The following is a 20,678-nucleotide window of genomic DNA, read 5'->3' as shown; positions in this document are numbered from 1 at the left end:
CGCCAGCCCGGCACATGGTGCCGCCGAGTAAGACGCCCGGTGGGCTGCGACTCGGCGTCGGGCCCGCTTTATAGTTGTTTCAGCAAGCCCCGCGCCTCCTCTCCTTGCGGAAATTGCTTGTGCTTGTCCAGCAACACTTCTAGTTCCTTGCGCGCCGCTTCCTTGTCCTTGGCCTGGATCAGCGCCTTGGCCAGGTGGAAACGGATCTCTGGCACGCCAGGCAACCTGGCACTGGCGTCGCGCAGCAGCGGCAAGCCGCGCGCCAGGTCGCCCTTTTGCACCAGCAGCCAACCGAGGGTATCCATCACCGCCGCGCTGCCGGGCAGCGCCTTGAAAGCCAGTTCGGCGGTCGGCAGGGCGCGCGCATCGCCCGCCAGTTCGTAGGCCACCGCCAGATTGTTCAGGGCGCTCGGATAGGCAGGCACCTTCTTCAGTATGGCTTCAAATTCCGTTATTGCTAATTGATATTTTTTATTGGCAATATACTGCTCTCCAAGGTAACCCGGCACCTTGACATCGTCCGGGTGGGCGGCACGCCATTGTTGCACTCGTGCATCGGCTTCCTTGGCCTTGCCGACTATGCGCAAGGCTTCATACAGCTTGATGAGCAGCTCGGCATTGTTGCCCAGCGAAAACGCTTTATCGTACAAGGGGATGGCGGCGGCGATTTTGTTTTGCACCAAGAGCACGTCGGCCTCGGCGACATAGCCGACCGCCAGGGCCGGATGCTGCTTTTGCATGGCGCGCGCCACGCCGAGCGCATCGTTGAACTGTTGCTGGCGCAGGTGGACCGTGGCCAGCGCCAGCTGGGCGTCGAGGTAATCGGGCTGGAGCGCCACGGCGCGCTTGAGCGCGGCGCTGGCCGAGGGCAGGTTGTTCATGGCCGCGTGGGCCGCGCCGAGGCGGAAATGCGCTTCGGCCGACTGCGGCGCGGCCACGGTCAGCTTGGTGAAGGTTTCCATGGCGCTGCCATTGTCGCCGGTGGCGACCTGCAGCTGGCCGAGCTGGTCGAGCACGGCCGGGTTGCCGGGATTGGCCACCAGCAGCTTGCGCATCAGGGTCAGGGCCTTGTCGGCGGCGCCCATGTGCACGTGGTGCTCGGCCAGCACGATGGCCGGACCGACCGCGGCCGGGTCGACCGCGTTGGCGCGTTCCAGCAAGGTACCGGCTTCGGCCAGGCGGCGCTGGGCCACGGCCATGGCGCCGAGCGCGGTGAGCGCTTCGACATTGTTGGGATACTTGGCCAAAAAGTCTTGGTAGCGCTGGCGCGTGGCATCGAGGTTGCCGGCCTGCATGTCCAGGCGCGCCAGATTGTCGACCGCCGGAAAGAAATCCGGATGCAGGCCGAGCGCTTTTTCGAAGGTGGCGCGGGCCCCGGCCTGCTCCTTCTTGCCCAGCAGCGCCAAGCCCTTGAGGTTCTGGATCATCGGGTCGCCCGGCGCGCGCGCTTCGAGCGGCGCCAGCGCGGCCAGGGCCTTGTCGAACTGGTTCAGGCGTAGCGCCGTCATGGCCAGGGTGATGCCGGCGTTGCTGGTGGTCTGGTCGAGGGTGCTGGCCAGTTCCAGTTCGGCCAGGGCGCGCGCTTGCTCGCCCTGTTCCAGCTTGCTCAAGCCGAGCGCGGTGCGCAGCTGCGCCTTTTTCGGGTCGAGCGCGCTGGCCCGCTCCAGCAGCTCGGTGGCCTTGCCGAACTCGCGGTTATCGGTGTAGGCCTTGCCGGCAATGGCCAGCAGCTGGGGATCCTGGGAAGCGCCCACGACCGGCGCCAGCACCGCGATGGCGCCCTTGGCGTCGCCGGCCGCGATGCGGGTCGAGGCCAGCAGCTTGCGCGCATAATCGCTCTCGGGATGGGCTTCGTGGTATTTTTTCAGGTGCTGCTCGGCCTGCGGCAAGGATTTGAGGGTGAACTGCACCGCGCCGGCCAGCAGCACCGAGGGCATGTGGTCGGGCGCCACGCGCAGCACTTGCTGCAAGGATTCGAGCGCGGCCGCGTGCTTGCCCTGGGTGAAGTCGAGCATGGCGCTGGCGTAGCTGATCATCAAGTTCTTGGGCGCGTTTTTCCTGGCGGCGGCCAGGGACACGGCCGCTTCCTCGTAGCGCCGTTCGGCGATGAACAGATAGGCTTTCTGCAGGTGGCCGGAGGCGCTGTTGGGGTCGAGCGCCAGCACCTGGTCGTAGGCGGCCAGGGCGGCGGCCGGGTTGCCCTCGGCGCGTTCGAAGTCGCCCTTGAACAGCCAGCTCTGCACATCCTTGGGATTGTTCGTCACGGTCGCCTCGACATAGCGCGCCGCGCCCGCCTTGTCGCCGTTGGCCAAGGCGACATTGGCCAGGCCCATCAGCGCGACCGGGTAGCCGGGATCGAGCTTGAGGGCGCGCTCGAATGCTTCGGCCGCCTCGGCGCGCTTGCCGAGCTGGTAAAAGGCGGCGCCGCGCTGGCTGACTACCTTGACGTTGGCCGTGTAGGCGCTGTCGGCGGTGGCGTCGATGACTTTCTGGAATTGCTCCTGGAACAGTTGCGCCATCAACAGCTCGGGCAGGGTGCGCTCGGGCGCCATGCCCAGCTCCATGGCCTTGCGCACTTCCTTTTCGGCCGAGACGGGGTCGCCCAGCTTGTTATAGGTTTCGCCCAGCGCCAGGCGGGCCTCGGGATCGGCGGGATTCCTGGCGACCGCGTTTTTGAGCTGGATCAGGGCCGACACATGGTCGCCCTTCTGCTGGAACTGCTTGGCCTCGGCCAGCAGGGCCGCCGGCGTCTCGGTTTTGCCGCACCCGCCCAATGCACCGAGCATAAGGGCGGTGGTGAGGGCGGCGGCGGCCAGGGATTGGGCTTGGGTTGACATGACGATCCTGTTGTTACAGGCGGCAAGCGTGGTCACGCTTGCCGCCAATTGCGTGAATGAAGCGCCGCGGGCAGGCCGCTGCGGCCTGGCGCTGGCAAGCGCCGTCTAGCCGATCGACAGCAGACGGTCGGCGATGCCGGCTTCCTCGCGCTTCGAGAAAAAATAGGGGTAGAGCGAGCGTTCGGTACCCGCGTCGTCGTGCACGCCGCCCAGGCGCTCGATCTCGGCGCCCATGAAATCGAGGCTGAGCCAGAGCAAATGGGCCGGTGCGTCGACGCGTGGATTGATCCTCACCCCGCTCTGGGTGCGAAAACCGAGCATGTGTTCATAATAGCGCCGGTGACGCGGATTGATCTCGATAAATGCATCCGTGCACTGGTAAATATGGTGTGCGTAGATGTACAGGATATGAAACAGGGAACCCAGGGCGAACTTGGAGCGCACCGTGGGGTCGAACGCCAGTTTGCTGATCTCGCATACCTTGGCGCCGCGCGCGCGGAAGACGTCGATATGGTCCTTGAAGACTTCGTCGGCCAGGATGCCGACCGGGGAATCGACCCCCAGGGTGACGGTGCCGATGACTTCGCCCCCGTCGAAGGCCGACAGGGTGATCTGGTTCGGATTGTCTTCAAGGCGATGGGTACCGGCATAGCCGCGCCAGGCATACATCTTGTTGATGAGCATACTGGCGCGGTTACGCCCTTCCTCGGTGTCGGCAACGCGAATCCCGAAACTTCGTGTGTTGATCGTCATCTCGGAGATGTTATCAGAATAATCTTCCACAAAAACACAGTGACTGCCCAGGTCGCCAACATCCGGCGCGGGAAAATTGAAACGAGTTGTTTCAACGATATTAAGAACCTGATCCATCGACTATGATCCCGAAGATATTGTCCAAGCTGCCAATTCAGTAACATATTGCTAACTGAGCTATCCTAACATTGTCGGCAACATGCAGGGAGACAATTAAAATTTTTGTTCGCAAATATGCAACAGCGCCAAGATGGCCGCGGGCATGCGCGGCCGTGCTGCTGACTTAACACGTTGCGCGACCATTCCCTTTCCCAAAAAAGCAAAACCGCCATCCCTGCCCATGGCAGCAATGACGGTTTGTCGTGTTCGGCGCGCGCCTTGCGCAACGCGCCCCGCCCAAGCGGCGCCGCTCGCCTTAGAGCGTCTTTGCCAGCGCTTTTGCCTCTTCCATCTGCGCGAAGTTCTTGCTGGCCAGTACCCGCTCAAGTTCGCGTTTGGCACCAGCCTTGTCGCCCGTTTTCGCCAGTCCCGCCGCCAGGTGGAAGCGGATGTCGGCCGCTTCCGGCGCCAGCGCGACCGCTTTTTGCAGCAAGGTGAGGCCGCGCTTGGTGTCGCCCTGCTCGACCAGCATCCAGCCGAGGGTATCGGTGACGGCCGCGCTGTTGCCGCCCAGTTCGAAGGCCTTTTCGGCGGTTTTCAGGGCGCGCGGGTCTTTTTCCTGCTGGTAGGCCCAAGCCAGGTTGTTCAGCGCCGCCACATGCGCCGGCGCGTCCTTGAGCACCGCTTCCAGTCCGGCGATGGCTGCCTTGTAACGCTTGCCGGCCAGGTCGTTCTCGGCCACGTACAGGACCAGGGTCGGATCGTTCGGGTGCTCGGCCAGCGCCTTGGCCAGGCGCGCATCGGCTTCCCTGGCCTTGCCGGATGCGCGCATGGCCGCGTGCAGCTTGATCAGGTTGGCGCTCGACGGCGCCAGCGCGAAGGCTTTCTCGAACGATGCCAGCGCTTGCGCGGGCTTGCCCTGCGCCATCGTCAGATTGCCTTCCAGCTGGTAGCCGAGCGCTTCCTTCGGACGCTGTTTCTGGATCTGGCGCGCGATGCCCAGCGCGTCGTCGAGCTTGCCGGCGCGCGCGGCCAGTTCGGCCTGGGCCACCTGGGCATCGACCAGGTCCGGCTGCAGGGCCAGCGCCTTTTTGAGGTCGTCCGCGGCGGCGCTCAGATTCTTCATCTGCGCGTGCACGGTCGCCAGGCGGAAATGCGCCATCGCCGATTTCGGCGCCGCGCCGGCCAGCTTGCCGTAGGTATCGAGCGCGCCCGCCAGGTCGTCATTGGCGATCTGGGCCTGGCCCAGCAAGTCGAGCAAGTCGAGGTTTTTCGGATTGGCCACCTGGAACTTGCGCGCCAGGGTCAGCGCCTTTTGCTTCTGGCCGATCGCCAGGTAGTGCGCGCCCAGGGTGCGGGCCGGGCCGATCGCTTCGGGATTCTCGCTGCTGGCCTTTTCCAGCCACTGGTTCGCTTCCTCGTTGTGGCCTTGCGCCAGGGCCAGCTTGGTCAGGGCGTAATAGGCTTCGACATTCTTCTTGTCCTTTTCCAAGAAACCGACCAGCTGCTGTTTCGCCAGCTCGGGCTTTTTCTCGCGCAGGGCCAGTTGCGCCAGATTGGCGGCGGCCGGGAAATAGTCGGCCTTGAGCGCCAGCGCCTTGTCGAAGCTGGCGCGGGCGTTGGCCAGGTCATTCATGCCCAGGTACACGCCGCCCTTGAGGTTCTGCACCATCGGGTCGGCCGGCTGGGCCGTTTCCAGCGCCTTGGCCGCGGCCAAGGCCTTGTCGTAGCGCTTCATGCGCAGTTCGGTCATCACCAGCAGGACCGCCGCCTTGGGCGACTTGGCATCGAGCTTGGTCGACTGTTCGAGTTCGCTGACCGCGCGCGCATCGTCGCCGGTGGCCAGCTTGCCCAGCGCCAGCGACGTGCGCAGCCCGGCCGCGTTCGGCGCCAGGGTGCTGGCCTGCTCGAAGTAGGCGGTGGCCTTGCCGTAGTCGTGCGCCTGCATGTAAGCCTCGCCGGCCAGCGCCAGCAATTGCACGTCATCCTTGCCGGACTCGAGCATCGGCGTGAGCTGGGTCAGCGCTTCCGTGGTCTGGCCCATTTTCAGCAGGGTGCTCACCATCAGCTTGCGCGCGTAACGGTGCTCGGGCATGGCGGCCAGGTATTTGCGCAGGTGCTGTTCGGCTTGCGGCATCGAGCCGAGCGCATGCTCGACCGCGCCGGCCATCAGCACGCTCGGCATGTGGTCGGGCGCCACGCGCAGGATTTTTTGCAGCGCATCCTTGGCGGCCGCGTGCTTGCCCTGGGTGAAGTCGAGCAGGGCCTGGGCGTAAGCCACCATCAGCGCGTTGGGGGTGAGCTTGCGGGCCGCTTCGAGGTCGGCTTTGGCGGCATCGAACTTGCCTTCCGCGATCTCGACGAAGGCGCGCTCGACGTGGGCCGAGCGGTGGTTCGGCTTGAGCTTCAAGACCTGGTCATAGGCGGCCAGGGCCGGCCCGGCCTTGGCCTGGGCGCGCAGCATGTCGCCCTTGAACATCCAGGCGCTGGCATCGGCCGGGTTGCTGGCGACGACCTGTTCGGCCAGGCGGTTGGCTTGCTCCAGGTCCTTGCGCGCCAGGGCTTGGCGGGCCGAGCCGATCAGCGCGGCCACATGGCCAGGCTTTAAGGCCAGGGCCTGGGCGTACAAGTCGCTGGCCTGGTCGGCGCGGCCGAGGCCGGCGTTGGCGTCGGCGCGCAGGGCCAGCATGTCGGCGTCGCTGCCAGTATCGGCGCTCAGGTCGAGCACTTTCTGGTATTGCTGCTGCTGCATCAGGGCACTCGCCAGCGCGGGGACGACCTTGTCCTTGGGCACACCCAGCTCCAGGGCCTTGCGCAATTCCTTGTCGGCCGAGACGGCGTCGCCCGTGTCGAGATACAACAGGCCCAGGGTCAGGCGGGCGTCCGTGTCCGATGGATTTTTCACGAGCGCATTTTTCAGCTGGATCACGGCCGCCTTGCTGTCACCTTTCTGAATGAACTGCTTGGCATCGGCCACCAGCGACGCCGACGTTTCAGTCTTGCCGCAAGCGCCGACGGCGCCCAGCAGTAATAGTGCGGACACCACGGCGGCGCCGGCGTGCGTCTTGGTTCTGGTAACTGACATGACTTCCCTATCGTGTGCGACGTGAAATGATTGGCTAAATGACCGTGCGCCGGCCTGGCTGGCCGGTCTGGGACGTCTAATATTCTATATCGATTTCTCGGGAGAACGAGAAGAATAGCGCCCCGGCAGGCAGCCGCCCGCGGACGCGGACGGGGCCAGCTAGGCGTCGTCGCCGGGAGGGAGGGTGTAGGGCACCAGGACCGTGTCGCCTGGCACGAAATCGCGGGTGTCGCGCGTGATCAGCACGCGCCCGGAGAGGTTGGCGGTGGCCTGGATCACCGCGTCCGGCAGGCGCATGGCGTGCGTCTCGCGCACGCGCGACGCTTCCAGCGCCACCTTGTGGTCGATCGGCACCAGCTCGAACTGGGCCAGGAAGGCTTCGACCAGCAGCCGTTCGTCCTCGTCCTCGGACACGCCTTCCATGATTTCCATCCACGTCACCACGCTGATGGCCTTGTCGACATAGTGATCACAGGCCAGTTCCGCTTCCGCGATGCCATTCAGATAGTCGATCAGGATATTGGTATCGAACAGCGCCTTTACCATTCGTCGCGCAACCTGTGCTGGTAACTGACGCCATCTTCGGGAATACGCTTTTTCCAGATGCCGAAAGCGCTCGGCTGCGGCGCCTGGGGCCGTTCCGGAACCGCGCTGGCCGCGCGCGCGCCCCTGCCCGTTTCATCGGCAATGACGCCTGGAACATGGGTTACCGCGACGTCGTTCGGATTGCGGCCCATGGTGCGCCTCGAAAGTTGTTCAATGTTAAGTAGTGTATATCATCGTTTGCCAGTCGTCAGCAGGCAGCCTGGCAAACGGGACTACCCGTTTCGCATGGAAACAGACGGAAATACAGCCCCTCCGCCGAATAAGTGTGGAAGTAAAAGGCTCTTTGTGCCGGAATAGGCGGAAATTTCAGTATTTACATCAAGAAGATTTGGCCGCGAAGAGTGAAAGGCCGCCCGTCCGGCCCCGAAGAAAATGTGCCGATTGGACACATACAGAATCTTGTTCATATGGTAACGTTCTGTCGTCGGAATTGATAACTCGCCGACAACTTCACCGCCAGCCTGGGCGGGAAGTAAAGATCGATAAAAAACGATGAATCCGGAGACTGAATGAAATCCAAGCATACCCTGTTCCTGCTCATGGCCGCGGCCTACGCTGCCGGCGCCACCGCCCAAACCGACATCGCCAGCGCGCAAGCGGTTCGTCCCGCCCCCGGCATCGAGATCGGCAGCGTCGATTCGGTGCTGAGCGGCTTTGCTGCGCAACACGCCAACGGCCGCACCATGCAAGTGCAATCGGTCGGCGCCAACACCGTGGCCGCCCACATCCGCGACTACGCCAACAAAAATGGCGTGGTATCCATCACGGGTACCGCGGTCGACACACCCGATTCGGTGTTCGTGCTCAAAGGGAACAAGAAGGCCGTGTACGGCTACCTGCTCAAGTACGACACGCGCAAGGCTTACGAATACACCACCGACAGCGCCGGCAAGGTCTGGCTGACGGAAGTGCCGATCACCAAGATCGTGCCCGACTTCGATCCCGAATTCCGTGACAAGCGCAGCACCGCGATGATGGCGCTGGCGGCGGCGCATCCGGTGTACAGCCCGATGGCGCTGCGCCAGGCGCCCCATATCGGCCCGTACCAGAATCAGGACGTGACCCAGTTGCAGAGCAAACCGGGCAGCCCGTACGTGTTTTACCTCAACACCACGGCCGTGATGAGCGGCAGCACCCCGCTCAACGGCGTGACCAAGGAAAACATGTACCGCGCCTGGCAATCGATCGCCGACCAGTATTCGATGCTCAACCTGAACGTGACCACCAACCGCGCGGTGTACGACGCCGCGCGCACGGCCAACGTGCTGCGCACCGGCATCATCAACTTCGTCAACCAGGACGGCCGCTCGTTCGCCCCGCTGCGCGCCTTCGGCACCACCGCCGCCGGCACCCTGTACCGCAATCCAGCCTCCGGGTTCGACTACGGCTACGGCATCGGCATGACCGGCGCCCACGAAGTCGGGCACCAGATGGGCATGAGCCACGACGGCGGCGGCAGCGGCGGCGAGTATTTCGAGGGCATCGCGGCTTACCAGTGGGGGCCGATCATGGGCAACTACTGGATGGGCGGCGGCTGGGCCAACCAGCTGTTCACGTGGAGCCGCGGCGAGTACAACACGGCCAACAATGGCGAGGATGACCTGCGCATCATGAACGTGAACGAGGCGGTGCCGTACATGGCCGACGATATCCCGGACACGCGCGCGCTGGCCTTCGGCACGGGAGGCGCCATCGACCCGACCCGCAACTTCGGCCAGATCGAGCGCAATACCGATACCGATACGTTTACGTTCACGACGACCGGCATCAGCACCCTGAACCTGCGCGTCGACCCGCTCGAATACCTGCGCATGCTCGATGTGGACGCCACCATCTACAACGCGGCCGGCGCGGTGGTTGCGCACAGCAACCTGGCGGTCAACCGCTCGGCCGAGTTCGTCAATCTGTCGCTGCCGGCCGGCAGCTACCGCCTGGTGGTGCGCGGCGGCGCCGAGGGCACGCCGGCCAACGGCTTCTCGAACTATTCCTCGCTGGGCTGGTACGCGATGAAGGGGACCCTGAGCGGCGCGGGCGGTGGCTATCCTGTGCTGAGCAACGGCGTGGCCCTGACCGGCCAGGGCGCGGCCACGGGCAGCTGGAAGTACTTCACGATTGACGTTCCGGCGGGTAAAACCCAGGTCGCGTTCGCTCTCAACGGCGGCAACGGCGACGCCGACATGTTCGTCAAACTGGGCGGTACCCCGACCACGGCGAGCTACAACTGCAAGTCGGACGGACCGAGCAGCGTGGAAAACTGTTCGATCAATGCCCCGGCGGCGGGCCGCTACTACGTGGGCGTGTATGCCTACGCGACTTACAACACCCTGAGCGTCAAGGCGACTTACGCGCCGTAATCATGGGAAGGGCGGCAGCGGTCATGTTAACGACGTCCGTTGCCGCCATCGGCCTTTGCACGCCGGGCAAGATCAGACCGGATTACGAAGTGAATTGAGCCAAATCAAGGCTCCGCTTGGACCGGGAATTGGATCGATACGGGGGAACGTGGTAAATTATGTCAACTGGTAAGTGCAAAAAAATCATGCCTGAACTGAAAAAAAAACCCGCTCCGGTTGTTGGCACTGGACGACCCAGACCATCCAAGGCAAACGCGCCACCGGCGGTTGTTGAAGAGCTGACTGTGGAGCAGACGACGCTTTATGGCGCCTTGACATCCACGAACGGTTTTTCCGTCGCTGATGCTCGCCGCCAGTTTCTCGGAGAACCGTCTGCGCCGAAGTCCAAACGTACCCGCAGCTGACACCGTCCATTGTGGCTAAGCCGACGCAAGCGTCCAGCTTCATCCACACCCAATTCGCAGCAAATAATTTGAATGTAGCCCAGTTGATCGCCGATTTCGATCAGTGGAAAGCCATGCCGGGCATCGATCCGGAGACTGCTGTATTCGGGCGCAACGGCTTGAATGAAGGTTCCGCAATCCTTAGCCATGTGCACATGGTTCCGCTGGGGACCGCCGAAGCGGCTCGCTGGAAGGAAAATTTTCGCAAAAAGCGTGGCAACAAGAGCGATCGTTACCTTTTCTACGTCGACGGTGGCCCAGCTTACGGTTTTCTTCTTCTCGCCATCATCGACGATCCCGGCGGGCATGCAATTTGGCACAAGTCGAATGCGGATCTACGCAAGAAATGGGATGAGATGGCCGAGCAATTCCACGCTCAGGGAATTGTCCCGTAGTTCCGTTTTGCAGCTTAGCCGTCCTTGAACAGCGCCGACACCGGGCAGTCGAACAGGCTGGCCAATCCCTCGAGCAAATCGATGTTCAGGGACTTGGTGCTGTTGTTGACCACGCGCGTGAGCTGGGAGTGCGAAATCTCCACGCCCATGGCCGTCAGGCGTTTCCACAGTTCGGTGACGAAACGGATGTCGTGTTCAGCCATCAAGACCTGGACCCGCAGGACGGCTTTGCGCTGTGGCCCCTGGAGGGGCGTGGATGTTGGGGATGGTTTTGGTGTGTGCATGGGTTCGCCGTACCTCACTACGACAGCCGCCATCATACCCTTTTGCCGCTGACCCCGTTTTCATCTGTTGCAAAAAAACCCAAACAGCGCCATTTATTTGCACCATATGCAAATTATTTTCGATATTTGCTTGCTTTCCGATTTTGTGCATGTCAGAATGCATTCACTGGCTCAACAAGAGCATCAACCGCAGCACCGACCACAGGGATTGACCGTGAAAACAACGACGCAACAACAGATGACGACGCAGCGCCCAGCGCGCGGCCTGTCGCTGCTTGCCAGCCGTCTGTTGGGGGCGCTGCAAGTTGCTGTCCTGGCCGCCCTGCAAGGCGCCGGCACCGCCGGTCTCAAGGGTTACCGTACCCTCGCCGCCGCGCTTGATGCACTTGATGCGCAGCCAGCACCGTCTTACCACCAGCATCGCCAGTGGCCCGCATTCTGTGGCGCGCATTGGGAACAGACAAACAACATCCGAGGGGGCAACCCCTAGTCGCGGAGGCTTACCCCTCCCCGGCTGACCGCCAGGTCAAGCTCAAGGGCTCGGATGTTCCGCAAGGACTCCGGGCCCTTTTTGTTTTGGCCGCAGGTTTTACCGCAGTACCGCAAACGCAGCAAACGCAGTCAAGCCCTTTCAGTTTGAGGCCGTCCCCGGACAACCCGGACCAGACGCAGTTCTTTCACAATTCGGACAGGTAGTAAACGGTTCCGCCTGTATCGGTATCGCACCCTCACGTGCGATACCAGTGCGGGTGGAACGGTGCGGGAATAGCTCAATCGGAGAGCGCAACCTTGACGGGTTGAGGCCGGAAGTTCGACTCTTCCATCCCGCGCCATTCCACAAAGCGCTTTCAGACAGCGCATGGCGCAGCCAGGGGCAAGTCACGCCCGAAACGCTTTGTGGAATGGCTTTTCAAGCAGGGGTGACGAGCAGCATTGGCGACTGCAGTGGACTGTAAATCCGCCGTCTATGACATACGGGGTTCGATTCCCTGGTCACCCACCATCTTTTCAATTGTGGATTAGCTCAGCTGGTAGAGCACTTGACTTTGACTCAAGTTGTCGCAGGTTCGACTCCTGCATCCACTGCCAGTTTATCGCGCATGACCGCGCGTTTTTTCAATGGTGACGTTAGCTCAGTTGGCAGAGCTTTGGATTGTGATTCCAAGGGCCGCCGGTTCGAATCCGGTACGTCACCCCATTATTCTCACCTTAGCTCAGATGGAAGAGCGCGACCTTACGAACGTCGAGGTCGCAGGTTCGATCCCTGCAGGTGGGTCCATTCAAGGCACGTGTCGCCCGCATGCGCCATTCCCATAGTTCCCGGATAGGGTTCGTGGCGAATGCCGCATACGGGTTCCGGATATCAGCCCGGCACGCGCAAGCCGTGGTGCGCTCCGAAAGTTTGACGCGCACTACCCCGGCAGGCAACCGGGACCCGCACCGCGCTCGTGGTGGAAATGGCAGACACACCAGACTTAGGATCTGGCGCCGCAAGGCATTGGGGGTTCGACGCCCTCCGAGCGCACCACTTAACCGTGTTCGCCACGGCATTGAGCGGGCCTATACTGGGCCGCGTTCAATCGACCGGATCGGCACACATGAAAAAGACCGTTGTAAAACAAGCCTCCCTGAAAAGCCTGGCCAGCACCGCGCTGCAGGATTGGGAAAGCGAGATGAGCTGGGAAGCCATCCGCGCCCTGCACATGCTGGGCTCGCCCGAGACATTGGCGATGGCGCAGCGCTTCGCGAAGAGCAAAAACCGGCATAAACGCGCGCTGGCGATGTATATCGCCTCGCAACTGCGGCGCGCGCGCTTTCCGGCGCGCTGGAATTCAGACAGCGACGAATACGCCATCGAAGAGACCCAGGCCTTGTTAATGGAGGGCTTGAACGACCCCGTCGAAAATGTGATGGCGGCAGCGATTTCCGGTTTCGGGCACCGCCCGCATCCATCGGCACTACCATCGCTGCTCGCTTTGGCTACGCACACTGATGCCGGCATACGCTTTCAGGTGGCATTCGCCCTGGCGCATTATCACGAGGATGCCTCGGTCGAGGCGCTGCTGGTGCTGGCGACCGACTCCGACGACGACACGCGCGACTGGGCCACCTTTGCGCTCGGCACCATGCATGAAGCAGACACAGCAGAAATTCGTGAGCGCCTGTGGCAAAACCTAGGCGACAGCAACGAGAGCGTCAGCGGCGAAGCCCTGGCCGGGCTGGCGAAGCGCAAGGATGAACGCGTGATCGCGGTTTTGCTCGAACGCCTTGATGAAGATTGCATGGTGTTTGAACTGGACGCGGCCGAAATGATGGCAAGCGCGCTGCTGCTGGCGCCGCTAAACGCGATCAGGGATGCGGTCAGCCGCGGCGAAGGCAGCGATTCGTACTGGCACATGCGCCTCGACGACGCCATCGCGGCCTGCGGCGGCAGCGAAAAATAATAGTTTTTATAAGGTTTCAATGGTGACGTTAGCTCAGTTGGCAGAGCATTGGATTGTGAGTCCAGGGGCCACCGGTTCAAATCCGGTACGTCACCCCATTTCTTCGATTGCGCGCTGTCGGCCGCAATCATCGACGCTCTATCTCAGTGGCGCAATTGGCAGCGCAGCGGTCTCCAAAACCGAAGGCTGAAGGTTCGACTCCTTCCTGGGATGCCATCTTTACGTGGGGTTGCCCGAGCGGTCAAAGGGCCCGGTGCCCAAGGGCACGCTGCAAAACCGTTGTTCGCCGGTTCGAATCCGGCACCCCACTCCAATGCAGCGCAAGCGATATCGCCCGGGCGTCCCTCACGGCCCCGGGAATACGCGATGCGCTGCGCCTTTTTTTCGTGCTTGCCGCTTTAGCTGCAAGGCGTATTATCACGTTCATACCTGTCCGGATTTTCATTCCCCGGCCAGCGCCAAAGCGCCGGCCTTTTCTACTATTCCATTCAAACAGGCATCAGTAAAAGTGAAAATATGACTCCGCAAATCTTAGCACTCGACATCGCAGGAAATCCATTCGGATGGATCTCCGCCCAGGAAGCGATCCACTACTACGCCGTCGGCAAGGTAGCGTGGGAACTGGGCGACCGTGAATTTCTGTTTCGCGGCGGCGTGTCGAATGCGGGCGTGCTGTCGACGATGACGGTCAAGCCGATCATTTCCATTTCGGGCAGCGAGCGCATGACCAAAAAGCTGCGCGCGGCGCTGCCGCTGGGCGACGATAACCACCTGCTGTTCGCGCGCGACCGCCATACCTGCGCCTACTGTGGCGACGTTTTCCCGCGCCAGCATCTGTCGCGCGACCACGTGCTGGCGCGCACCCACGGCGGCAAGGACAGCTGGACAAACTGCGTCACCGCGTGCAAACACTGCAATCAAGCCAAGGGGGCCTCCATGGTGCACGACTTCCGGCCGCTGCTGTACGTGCCGTATGTGCCATGCCGTTTCGAACACTTCATCTTGAGCGGCAGGAACGTACTGGCGGACCAGCATGACTATCTGTCGGCCAAACTGCCGAAACACTCGCGCATGCTGGCGTGAAAACAGCATGGCGGCGCGCACGCCGGCAGGCGCTTTTCGCTTGAGCCTGACGTAAGGTGAGGCTTTAGGATGCGGGCATGACTATCGATCAGAAAGGATCGCCCATGCGCGCGTTGTCATTGTTTCATCCTTCCACACAATATCCACGCGGTGCCACCGCATGAGCTGGCTCGACAAGCTGCTGCCGCCACGCATCCGGCGCGACGGCGGCGCGCTGCGCCAGTCGATTCCGTCCGGATTGTGGATTCAATGTCCATCTTGCAAGGCGCCCCTGTACCGGGCGGCGCTGGAAGCGAGTCTGCATGTATGCCCCAAGTGCGACCATCATCTGCGCATCCGTGCGCGCGCCCGGCTCGACGCCCTGCTGGACACTGGCGGGCGCTACGAGATCGGGCAGGAAGTGCTGCCGGTCGACAGCCTGAAATTCAAGGAAAACAAGCGCTACACCGACCGCCTGCTCACCGCCACCGAGGCGAGCGGGGAAACCGACGCCATGGTGGTCATGGGCGGCGCCATCCTGTCGGTGCCGGTGGTGGCGGCCTGCTTCGAATTCGCCTTCATGGGCGGCTCGATGGGGTCGGTGGTGGGCGAGCGCTTCGTGCGCGGGGCGCAGGCGGCCATCGACCAGCAGGTGCCGTTTATCTGCTTTACCGCCAGCGGCGGGGCGCGCATGCAGGAAGGATTGATGTCCCTGCTGCAAATGGCCAAGACCACAGCCATGCTGACCCGGCTGGCGGAAAAGAAGCTGCCCTTCATTTCGGTGCTGACCGATCCGACCTCGGGCGGCGTGTCGGCCTCGTTCTGCTTCCTGGGCGACGTGGTGATCGCCGAACCGAAGGCGCTGATTGCCTTCACCGGCGCCAGGGTCATCAAAAGTACCCTGGGCGTGACCTTGCCCGATGGCTATCAGCGTCCCGAATTCCTGCTCGAACGCGGCGCGATCGACATGATTGTCGACCGCAGGCAAATGCGGACCGAACTGGCCTCGCTGCTGGCGCTGCTGCTGAAGCTGCCCAAGGATGCCATGGCGTGAGCGGCGCGCTCAGTCGCGTACAATTTCCATTGCACAAGGATGCTGATTGCCTGAGTGCCTCAGTGAAAATGGAGTATTGATCATGCGATGCTGGACTTTACTTGTGGCCGCGCTATTGCCGTGGCCCGGAACGAAAAATTGCAGCCGGAACTATTGAAGGTCGGCGAGCTCGCCAGCCGGGCTGGCGTGACGGTGCGCGCGCTGCATCATTACGACCGCATCGGCCTGCTCAAGCCGTCGGCGCGCGCCGCCTCCGGCTACCGCCTGTACGACCGGGCCGATGTGGCGCGCCTGCACCAGGTCCAGGCGCTGCGCCGCTTCGGCCTGCCGCTGGCCGAGATCGGCGTCGTACTGGATCAGCCGGACACGCGGTTTGCCGGCATCGTGGCCGAACAGATTACCGCGCTGCGACGCCAGATCGCGCAGGCGAGCGCGCTGCGCGGACAGCTTGTGCAACTGCAGCGCCAGCTGCAGCTGGGCGCCGAACCGGATCTGGCGAACTGGCTGTCCACCCTCGAACTGATGGGCGCGTACGACAGCTACTTCACCAAGGAAGAATTGCAACGCCTGCCCTTTTTTCAATTCGATTCGCAACGCGACGGCATCTGGGGCCGCCTGGTGGCGCGCATCGCCGCCCTGATGGCCGGCGGTGTGCCGGCCGCGAGCAGGCAAGCGCGGCACCTGGCGCTGCACTGGATGCGTCGGCTCGAACGCGACACGGCGGCCAATCCCGACTTTGCCATACGCATGGGCGCGCTGATGGAAGGTGAGCCGTCGGCGCGGCAACGCATTGGCATTACCCCCGAACTGAAGCAATACGTGATCGATGCGCTGGCGGAAAACAGGCTGCGGATCTACGCCAACTACCTTGACGCAGACGAGCTGCGCCGGATGCGCGAGCACGGCGGCAAGCACGGCAAGCAGTGGATGACCCTGATCGCCGCGGTGCACCAGCAGATGCACGCCGGCGCCGCACCGGGCGACCCAGCGGTGCAGGCGCTGACGCGCGAATGGTTCGCCTTGTTCAGGCAGGGCGCGGGCGACAATCCGGCAACCTTGGCCAAAATGCGCCTGGCAATCGACAGCGAGCCGGCGCTGCTGGCCGGCAGCTGGATCAATGCGGAGATGCTCGCCTTTATCAGGCAGTCCGCCGCCACCTTGCAAGCGCCACGGTAACGGTATCGCCCCTCAAGCGCGGGGCGGTATTTTTTTCTGGTTAATATACGCAACAACTTTTTTGGGGCCATGACCATGCATGCTTTCTCCCGCGTATCTGGAATGATCCTGGTATGCCTGGCAACGACGGCCTCGGCGCAAGCGCAGGTACAGCGGCGCGAGTCGCTTTGTTCGAAAGAAGAAAAAGTGGCGTTTTCCTGCCAGGTGGGTAATAAGATCGCGTCGCTGTGCGCTTCCGCCGACTTATCCGACACCAGCGGTGGCGAAGCTCTACAGCGTTTCTCGCGCTACTGTGCTGACCATTGTGAAGCCGAGTCAGGAGTCGCAGGTTGATGCAACCTCGTGTCAATAGGTGCGGCATGGAGTACGATGCTTAGCGTGCCGGCTGCGTCTTGACAAACTTACGCCGACGTTATAATAACGCCACCTCTAGCAGGCGTTATTTATCACACTAGAAAAACGACGTAGGCATTTTTTTCAATAAAATCAATTACTTACAATCACATGAGTAAACACTGGGTCACGCAGGCACTTTCCTCGCTGAAGGCAAGCCTTGAGCCGGTACCTCATGAAGTCAACGAGCTGGACTGGAAGGTCAACTTATCCGACAACAAGGACCGACTTACCGAACACCTCATTGCCTTCGCCAACCATCCAAACGGCGGCTACCTAGTCTATGGGATTGCCGATGCTGCCGCCAATCTGGTAGGCGTTGACCAAACTCAAGTAGAAGGAATCATCACACGACTCACAAGTTTAGGCCGCGATGCAATCGACCCGCCTCTTGTCCTGGATCATGCTGTTGTCGAACATGATGACGTTTCCCTGCTGCTTGTCCATATCCGCGAGCAGGCGAACAAACCAGTGCATCGTCGTGGCAAAGGCATAGAAGAAGCATGGATACGTTCCGGCGGAACGACCCGTAAAGCTTCCCGCGCCGATGTCGGCTCGCTGATGCTCCATAGCCATGCCCCACGTTGGGAAGAACTGCGCACAACTACGCTCTTGCCGGCTAACGATGTCATTGCTCGGCTAGACCTTGCCACCATCAGCAAGCTTCTACAACGCCCATTGCCCGACGAAAATCACGAGCTAATGCGGTGGCTTGCGGACGAGAACATGGTCGTGCTCGATGGTAGTGGCTACTACATCACAAACCTAGGCGGAATCGCCGCCGCACGCGAACTGAACCTGTTCGACTCCCTAAGCCGAAAGAGTATCCGCGTAATTCGTTACCGTGGAACCAATAAGGTTGATACTACGGATGAGCTGGTCGGGAATAAGGGCTACGCTGTGGGCTTTGAAGGGCTGATCGGCTACCTCAAGCGCCCCCTGTGTCAGACTACTTGTCGGGTGTGTTTTTGAACAAATTATGTCCTGATCTTGATCGTTGTGGTGGGGTTTAGGGTTCGTTCTTGTGCCTTATTTCTAACATCGTTTCCGGGAGCGGGGGACGGGTGTTACGGGTGAAGCGCAGCGGAACCCGTTCCCTCAAGACGTCAGGTTTTCGATTTCTTGTTCGAGCAGGACGGACTCCGATGCTTGGCCCACGGCCAGCGACGGAACTAGTTATCGCCTCTAATTTTCAATATATAGAGGCACCAATGTCATCAAAATATCCCGAAGCATTTATCGAACAAGCCCTGGTCAAAGTGTATTCACGAGGCCACCGGTCGGTCAAGTCGGTCGCCGAAGACCTGAATGTGAATCACCACACGTTAAAATATTGGATGAAGAATAAAGTTGTGACCATTAAGGACGCGCCGACGGCGCGCGAGAAGCGCCCTCAGGACTGGACTGCCGCGGAGCAGTTTGCCGCATTGCGGGCCACCCATGGCTTGTCCGACGAGGCTTTGCAGGCGTGGTGCCGCGAGCACGGCATATTCCCCCATCATCTGACCAGCTGGGAGGCGGCCTTCTGCGGAGAGGTAAAAGAGCCCGCAACGGGCGTGCGCGAAATGCGCACTTTGAAGGACAAGGTTGCAAAGCTCGAGCGCGAGATTGTGCGCAAAAATGGCGCGTTGGCGGAGGCGGCCGCGTTGCTGATCCTGCAAAAAAAGTTCCGCGCGCTGTGGGAGGACGAGGAATGATGACCGACCTCCCGCAGCGCGACCAGGTGATGGATTTGGTGGCCGAGGCGGTCGGTTCCGGCGCGCGCCAGTGGCGGGCCTGCGAGGTGATTACGCTGAGCGAGCGGACCTTGCAGCGCTGGCAGAACGACAAAGCTGAGGGGGCTTGTGATCGACGGCCGGCACGGGTGCAGACACCCAAGAACCGCCTGAGCGATCTGGAACGCAAGCGCGTACTGGAGATCGCCAACTCACCCGAATTCGGCCACCTCCCACCAAGCCAGATCGTGCCACAACTGGTCGACCGGGGCGAGTACGTCGCCTCGGAGTCGACGTTCTATCGCTTGCTGAACGCGGCAAACCAGCTCAAGCACCGTGGGGCCGAGAAGCCGGCAAAACCCCGCCACAAGCCCCGTGCGCTGGTGGCAACAGCACCGGGCCAGCTGTTTAGCTGGGACATCACCTATCTGCCGACGACGGTCATGGGCATCTATTTCTATCTCTACCTCTTCATGGATATCTACAGCCGCAAGATCGTCGGCTGGCAGGTCTACGAATCGGAAAGCAGCGAGCTAGCCAGCGAGGTGATGCGCGATATTTGTTTGCGTGAAAATATCGCGCCAAAACAGGTGGTGCTGCACTCTGACAACGGCAGTCCGATGAAGGGTGCCACCATGCTTGCAACGCTGCAAAAGCTCGGCGTCGTCCCATCGTTCAGTCGGCCCGCGTGTAGCAATGACAACCCCTTCAGCGAAAGCCTCTTCAAAACGCTCAAGTACCGCCCAGCCTACCCGCAGCGCTCATTTGAAAGCCTCATGGCCGCGCGGCAGTGGGTCGGCACGTTCGTGCGTTGGTACAACGAGGAGCACCGTCACAGTGCCATCCAGTTCGTCACGCCGGCACAGCGGCACGCGGGCCTGGATGGCGAGCTGCTGCGCAAACGTACGGAGGTCTATGAGGCGGCCAAGGCCGAGCGCCCGGAGCGCTGGAGTGGCGACACGCGAAGCTGGGCGCCAGTCACGACCGTGCACCTCAATCCGGAAAAAAGTGTCACGGAGACCGTCACCAAAAAGGAGAAAAATCCAGAACTCAAAAAAGCAGCATAGAAACCGCGTTTAGGCGACAACTAGCTTGCAAATTTCCGAGCGCGTGCTTCCCCACTCAGAGGTAATCCAGCAGTCCCTGCGAGAGCAGGTAAGCCTCTACCCGGAAATTGCTCTCCGAGAATTGATCGCCAACGCCTTGATTCACCAGGACTTTAGTGTCACCGGCGCAGGCCCAACCATCGAAATCTACGACGACCGAATTACTTTTACGAACCCAGGATCACTACTGCCAAGCAAGCGACTCGATCGTTTGATCGGAACTACCCCAGAGTCGCGCAACGAACTTCTAGCATCGAAATTCCGCTTGTATCGCATCTGTGAGGAGCGAGGCACTGGGTTCCAAAAGGTGGTGTCGGCAGTCGAACTTTTTGGCATGCCACCGGTTCTGTTCACCCCATTGGAAAATGCGTTTCAGGTAACCTTGTACGCCCCACGGCAATTCTCCGACATGGCGCAAGCTGAGCGCATTGAAGCCTGCTATCAGCACGCTGTCTTACAATATTTTTCAAGTCAGACGCTCACCAATACCACACTGCGAAGGCGGTTCAAAGTAAGCGAGCGACAACGAAATCAAATTACCAACTTGATCGCAGATGCTGTGGAGGCTGGCCGTATCCGACGCAAGGACACCACCAGCGGCAACAAATTCGCTGAGTACATTCCCTACTGGGCGTGACAGTACCGAATACCCCGGCAACGAATGTGCTTACACAAATATCGGAAGTCCCAATGTGCAGCCAACGCGAATGCTTACCCCTGCCCCAGGGGGAGGGCAAAGTGATCTCCTCCCATTCTGTGCACACGATCGACGATCCCTTCAAAAAAATTTCGCCCAGGTCATGCAAGAACTCATCGCGATGGCCAAGAAATTCAAGGTGGAGGCCGAGCGCGGGCCCCCTATGCCAATATGA

Annotated in this window: 17 protein-coding genes and 8 tRNA genes; 19 read left to right on the top strand and 6 right to left on the bottom strand. The window is 61.4% G+C overall.

Going from position 1 to position 20,678, the window contains the following annotated elements; all coding sequences use genetic code 11:
* Positions 1 to 68: 68 nt before the first annotated feature.
* The 5 genes from prsT (IV454_RS08830) to IV454_RS08810 all read right to left on the bottom strand — a co-directional run bounded on the left by prsT (IV454_RS08830) (position 69) and on the right by IV454_RS08810 (position 7,511).
* Positions 69 to 2,837: an XrtA/PEP-CTERM system TPR-repeat protein PrsT gene (gene prsT / locus IV454_RS08830; protein ID WP_206091172.1), complete on the bottom strand. Its 2,769-nt coding sequence runs from the start codon at positions 2,835 to 2,837 to the stop codon at positions 69 to 71.
* Positions 2,838 to 2,942: 105 nt separating this feature from the next.
* Entirely contained in the window at positions 2,943 to 3,590 is a 648-nt protein-coding gene (locus IV454_RS08825) for an N-acyl amino acid synthase FeeM domain-containing protein (protein ID WP_054265580.1), read from the bottom strand.
* Positions 3,591 to 4,005: 415 nt separating this feature from the next.
* Positions 4,006 to 6,774 (bottom strand): XrtA/PEP-CTERM system TPR-repeat protein PrsT, encoded by a 2,769-nt coding sequence (prsT, locus tag IV454_RS08820; protein ID WP_206091171.1) that lies wholly within the window; start codon positions 6,772 to 6,774, stop codon positions 4,006 to 4,008.
* A 159-nt stretch (positions 6,775 to 6,933) separates the two neighbouring features.
* Positions 6,934 to 7,320, bottom strand: coding sequence for a PIN domain-containing protein (locus IV454_RS08815; RefSeq protein ID WP_206091170.1), 387 nt, complete (start codon positions 7,318 to 7,320; stop codon positions 6,934 to 6,936).
* Positions 7,314 to 7,511 (bottom strand): hypothetical protein, encoded by a 198-nt coding sequence (locus IV454_RS08810; protein WP_206091169.1) that lies wholly within the window; start codon positions 7,509 to 7,511, stop codon positions 7,314 to 7,316. Before IV454_RS08810 ends, IV454_RS08815 begins: the two co-directional genes overlap by 7 nt.
* 378 nt (positions 7,512 to 7,889) lie before the next feature.
* On the opposite strand from IV454_RS08810, the gene IV454_RS08805 reads away from it, so the two are divergent.
* The 3 genes from IV454_RS08805 to IV454_RS08795 all read left to right on the top strand — a co-directional run bounded on the left by IV454_RS08805 (position 7,890) and on the right by IV454_RS08795 (position 10,572).
* Positions 7,890 to 9,734, top strand: a complete 1,845-nt coding sequence (locus tag IV454_RS08805; protein WP_206091168.1) for a pre-peptidase C-terminal domain-containing protein — start codon at positions 7,890 to 7,892, stop codon at positions 9,732 to 9,734.
* A gap of 185 nt (positions 9,735 to 9,919) precedes the next feature.
* Complete coding sequence (locus IV454_RS08800) at positions 9,920 to 10,138, top strand: hypothetical protein (RefSeq protein WP_146046709.1); 219 nt, start codon at positions 9,920 to 9,922, stop codon at positions 10,136 to 10,138.
* Positions 10,139 to 10,206: 68 nt separating this feature from the next.
* Positions 10,207 to 10,572: a type II toxin-antitoxin system YafO family toxin gene (locus tag IV454_RS08795; RefSeq protein WP_206091167.1), complete on the top strand. Its 366-nt coding sequence runs from the start codon at positions 10,207 to 10,209 to the stop codon at positions 10,570 to 10,572.
* Positions 10,573 to 10,586: 14 nt separating this feature from the next.
* Here IV454_RS08795 and IV454_RS08790 read toward each other — a convergent pair whose 3' ends face one another.
* Entirely contained in the window at positions 10,587 to 10,856 is a 270-nt protein-coding gene (locus tag IV454_RS08790) for a helix-turn-helix domain-containing protein (RefSeq protein ID WP_206091166.1), read from the bottom strand.
* A gap of 106 nt (positions 10,857 to 10,962) precedes the next feature.
* Between IV454_RS08790 and IV454_RS08785 the strand changes: the two genes are divergently transcribed.
* The 16 genes from IV454_RS08785 (at position 10,963) to IV454_RS08710 (ending at position 20,443) form a co-directional block, all read left to right on the top strand.
* Positions 10,963 to 11,346 (top strand): hypothetical protein, encoded by a 384-nt coding sequence (locus IV454_RS08785; RefSeq protein ID WP_206091165.1) that lies wholly within the window; start codon positions 10,963 to 10,965, stop codon positions 11,344 to 11,346.
* Between the two features lie 269 nt (positions 11,347 to 11,615).
* Positions 11,616 to 11,689 (top strand) — tRNA-OTHER (locus IV454_RS08780).
* 85 nt (positions 11,690 to 11,774) lie between these two features.
* Positions 11,775 to 11,859 (top strand) — tRNA-Tyr (locus IV454_RS08775).
* Positions 11,860 to 11,978: 119 nt separating this feature from the next.
* Positions 11,979 to 12,054: transfer RNA gene (locus IV454_RS08770), tRNA-His, on the top strand.
* Positions 12,055 to 12,059: 5 nt separating this feature from the next.
* Positions 12,060 to 12,135: transfer RNA gene (locus IV454_RS08765), tRNA-Arg, on the top strand.
* Between the two features lie 163 nt (positions 12,136 to 12,298).
* Positions 12,299 to 12,384, top strand: a tRNA-Leu gene (locus IV454_RS08760).
* Between the two features lie 70 nt (positions 12,385 to 12,454).
* Positions 12,455 to 13,300 carry a HEAT repeat domain-containing protein gene (locus IV454_RS08755; protein WP_206091164.1) on the top strand — a complete coding sequence of 282 codons (846 nt, stop codon included), beginning with the start codon at positions 12,455 to 12,457 and terminating at the stop codon, positions 13,298 to 13,300.
* A gap of 22 nt (positions 13,301 to 13,322) precedes the next feature.
* Positions 13,323 to 13,398: transfer RNA gene (locus IV454_RS08750), tRNA-His, on the top strand.
* A 42-nt stretch (positions 13,399 to 13,440) separates the two neighbouring features.
* Positions 13,441 to 13,516 (top strand) — tRNA-Trp (locus IV454_RS08745).
* A 7-nt stretch (positions 13,517 to 13,523) separates the two neighbouring features.
* Positions 13,524 to 13,613 (top strand) — tRNA-OTHER (locus tag IV454_RS08740).
* Between the two features lie 203 nt (positions 13,614 to 13,816).
* Complete coding sequence (locus IV454_RS08735; protein WP_054265571.1) at positions 13,817 to 14,383, top strand: HNH endonuclease; 567 nt, start codon at positions 13,817 to 13,819, stop codon at positions 14,381 to 14,383.
* 160 nt (positions 14,384 to 14,543) lie between these two features.
* Positions 14,544 to 15,416: an acetyl-CoA carboxylase, carboxyltransferase subunit beta gene (gene accD, locus IV454_RS08730; protein WP_054265570.1), complete on the top strand. Its 873-nt coding sequence runs from the start codon at positions 14,544 to 14,546 to the stop codon at positions 15,414 to 15,416.
* Positions 15,417 to 15,554: 138 nt separating this feature from the next.
* Positions 15,555 to 16,592 carry a MerR family transcriptional regulator gene (locus IV454_RS08725; RefSeq protein ID WP_229522145.1) on the top strand — a complete coding sequence of 346 codons (1,038 nt, stop codon included), beginning with the start codon at positions 15,555 to 15,557 and terminating at the stop codon, positions 16,590 to 16,592.
* 504 nt (positions 16,593 to 17,096) lie between these two features.
* Positions 17,097 to 17,957, top strand: a complete 861-nt coding sequence (locus IV454_RS08720; protein ID WP_206091162.1) for an AlbA family DNA-binding domain-containing protein — start codon at positions 17,097 to 17,099, stop codon at positions 17,955 to 17,957.
* A gap of 239 nt (positions 17,958 to 18,196) precedes the next feature.
* Positions 18,197 to 19,767, top strand: a protein-coding gene (locus tag IV454_RS08715) for an IS3 family transposase (RefSeq protein ID WP_206091036.1) whose coding sequence is annotated in 2 segments (ribosomal slippage) — positions 18,197 to 18,653 and positions 18,653 to 19,767 — 1,572 coding nt in all. Because the reading frame shifts where the segments join, the coding sequence is not laid out codon by codon here.
* 25 nt (positions 19,768 to 19,792) lie between these two features.
* The gene (locus tag IV454_RS08710; RefSeq protein ID WP_206091161.1) at positions 19,793 to 20,443 is read left to right on the top strand and encodes an ATP-binding protein; all 651 of its coding nucleotides are present in this window, start codon (positions 19,793 to 19,795) and stop codon (positions 20,441 to 20,443) included.
* Positions 20,444 to 20,678 lie beyond the last annotated feature (235 nt).

Origin of the sequence: Massilia antarctica, from assembly GCF_015689335.1 — a bacterium.
Classification (GTDB): Bacteria; Pseudomonadota; Gammaproteobacteria; order Burkholderiales; family Burkholderiaceae_D; genus Telluria_A; species Telluria_A antarctica.
Note: the sequence above shows the minus strand (reverse complement) of the source record. Positions and strands in the feature narration are given on the sequence as shown.

Coding starts and splice junctions, on each gene's coding strand:
- IV454_RS08825 (WP_054265580.1), bottom strand. CDS start 3,590: ATGACGATCAACACACGAAGTTTCGGGATTCGCGTTGCCGACACCGAG.
- IV454_RS08785 (WP_206091165.1), top strand. CDS start 10,963: ATGCAAATTATTTTCGATATTTGCTTGCTTTCCGATTTTGTGCATGTC.
- IV454_RS08800 (WP_146046709.1), top strand. CDS start 9,920: ATGCCTGAACTGAAAAAAAAACCCGCTCCGGTTGTTGGCACTGGACGA.
- IV454_RS08790 (WP_206091166.1), bottom strand. CDS start 10,856: ATGCACACACCAAAACCATCCCCAACATCCACGCCCCTCCAGGGGCCA.
- IV454_RS08755 (WP_206091164.1), top strand. CDS start 12,455: ATGAAAAAGACCGTTGTAAAACAAGCCTCCCTGAAAAGCCTGGCCAGC.
- prsT (WP_206091171.1), bottom strand. CDS start 6,774: ATGTCAGTTACCAGAACCAAGACGCACGCCGGCGCCGCCGTGGTGTCC.
- IV454_RS08805 (WP_206091168.1), top strand. CDS start 7,890: ATGAAATCCAAGCATACCCTGTTCCTGCTCATGGCCGCGGCCTACGCT.
- prsT (WP_206091172.1), bottom strand. CDS start 2,837: ATGTCAACCCAAGCCCAATCCCTGGCCGCCGCCGCCCTCACCACCGCC.
- IV454_RS08720 (WP_206091162.1), top strand. CDS start 17,097: ATGAGTAAACACTGGGTCACGCAGGCACTTTCCTCGCTGAAGGCAAGC.
- IV454_RS08810 (WP_206091169.1), bottom strand. CDS start 7,511: ATGGGCCGCAATCCGAACGACGTCGCGGTAACCCATGTTCCAGGCGTC.
- IV454_RS08815 (WP_206091170.1), bottom strand. CDS start 7,320: ATGGTAAAGGCGCTGTTCGATACCAATATCCTGATCGACTATCTGAAT.
- IV454_RS08735 (WP_054265571.1), top strand. CDS start 13,817: ATGACTCCGCAAATCTTAGCACTCGACATCGCAGGAAATCCATTCGGA.
- accD (WP_054265570.1), top strand. CDS start 14,544: ATGAGCTGGCTCGACAAGCTGCTGCCGCCACGCATCCGGCGCGACGGC.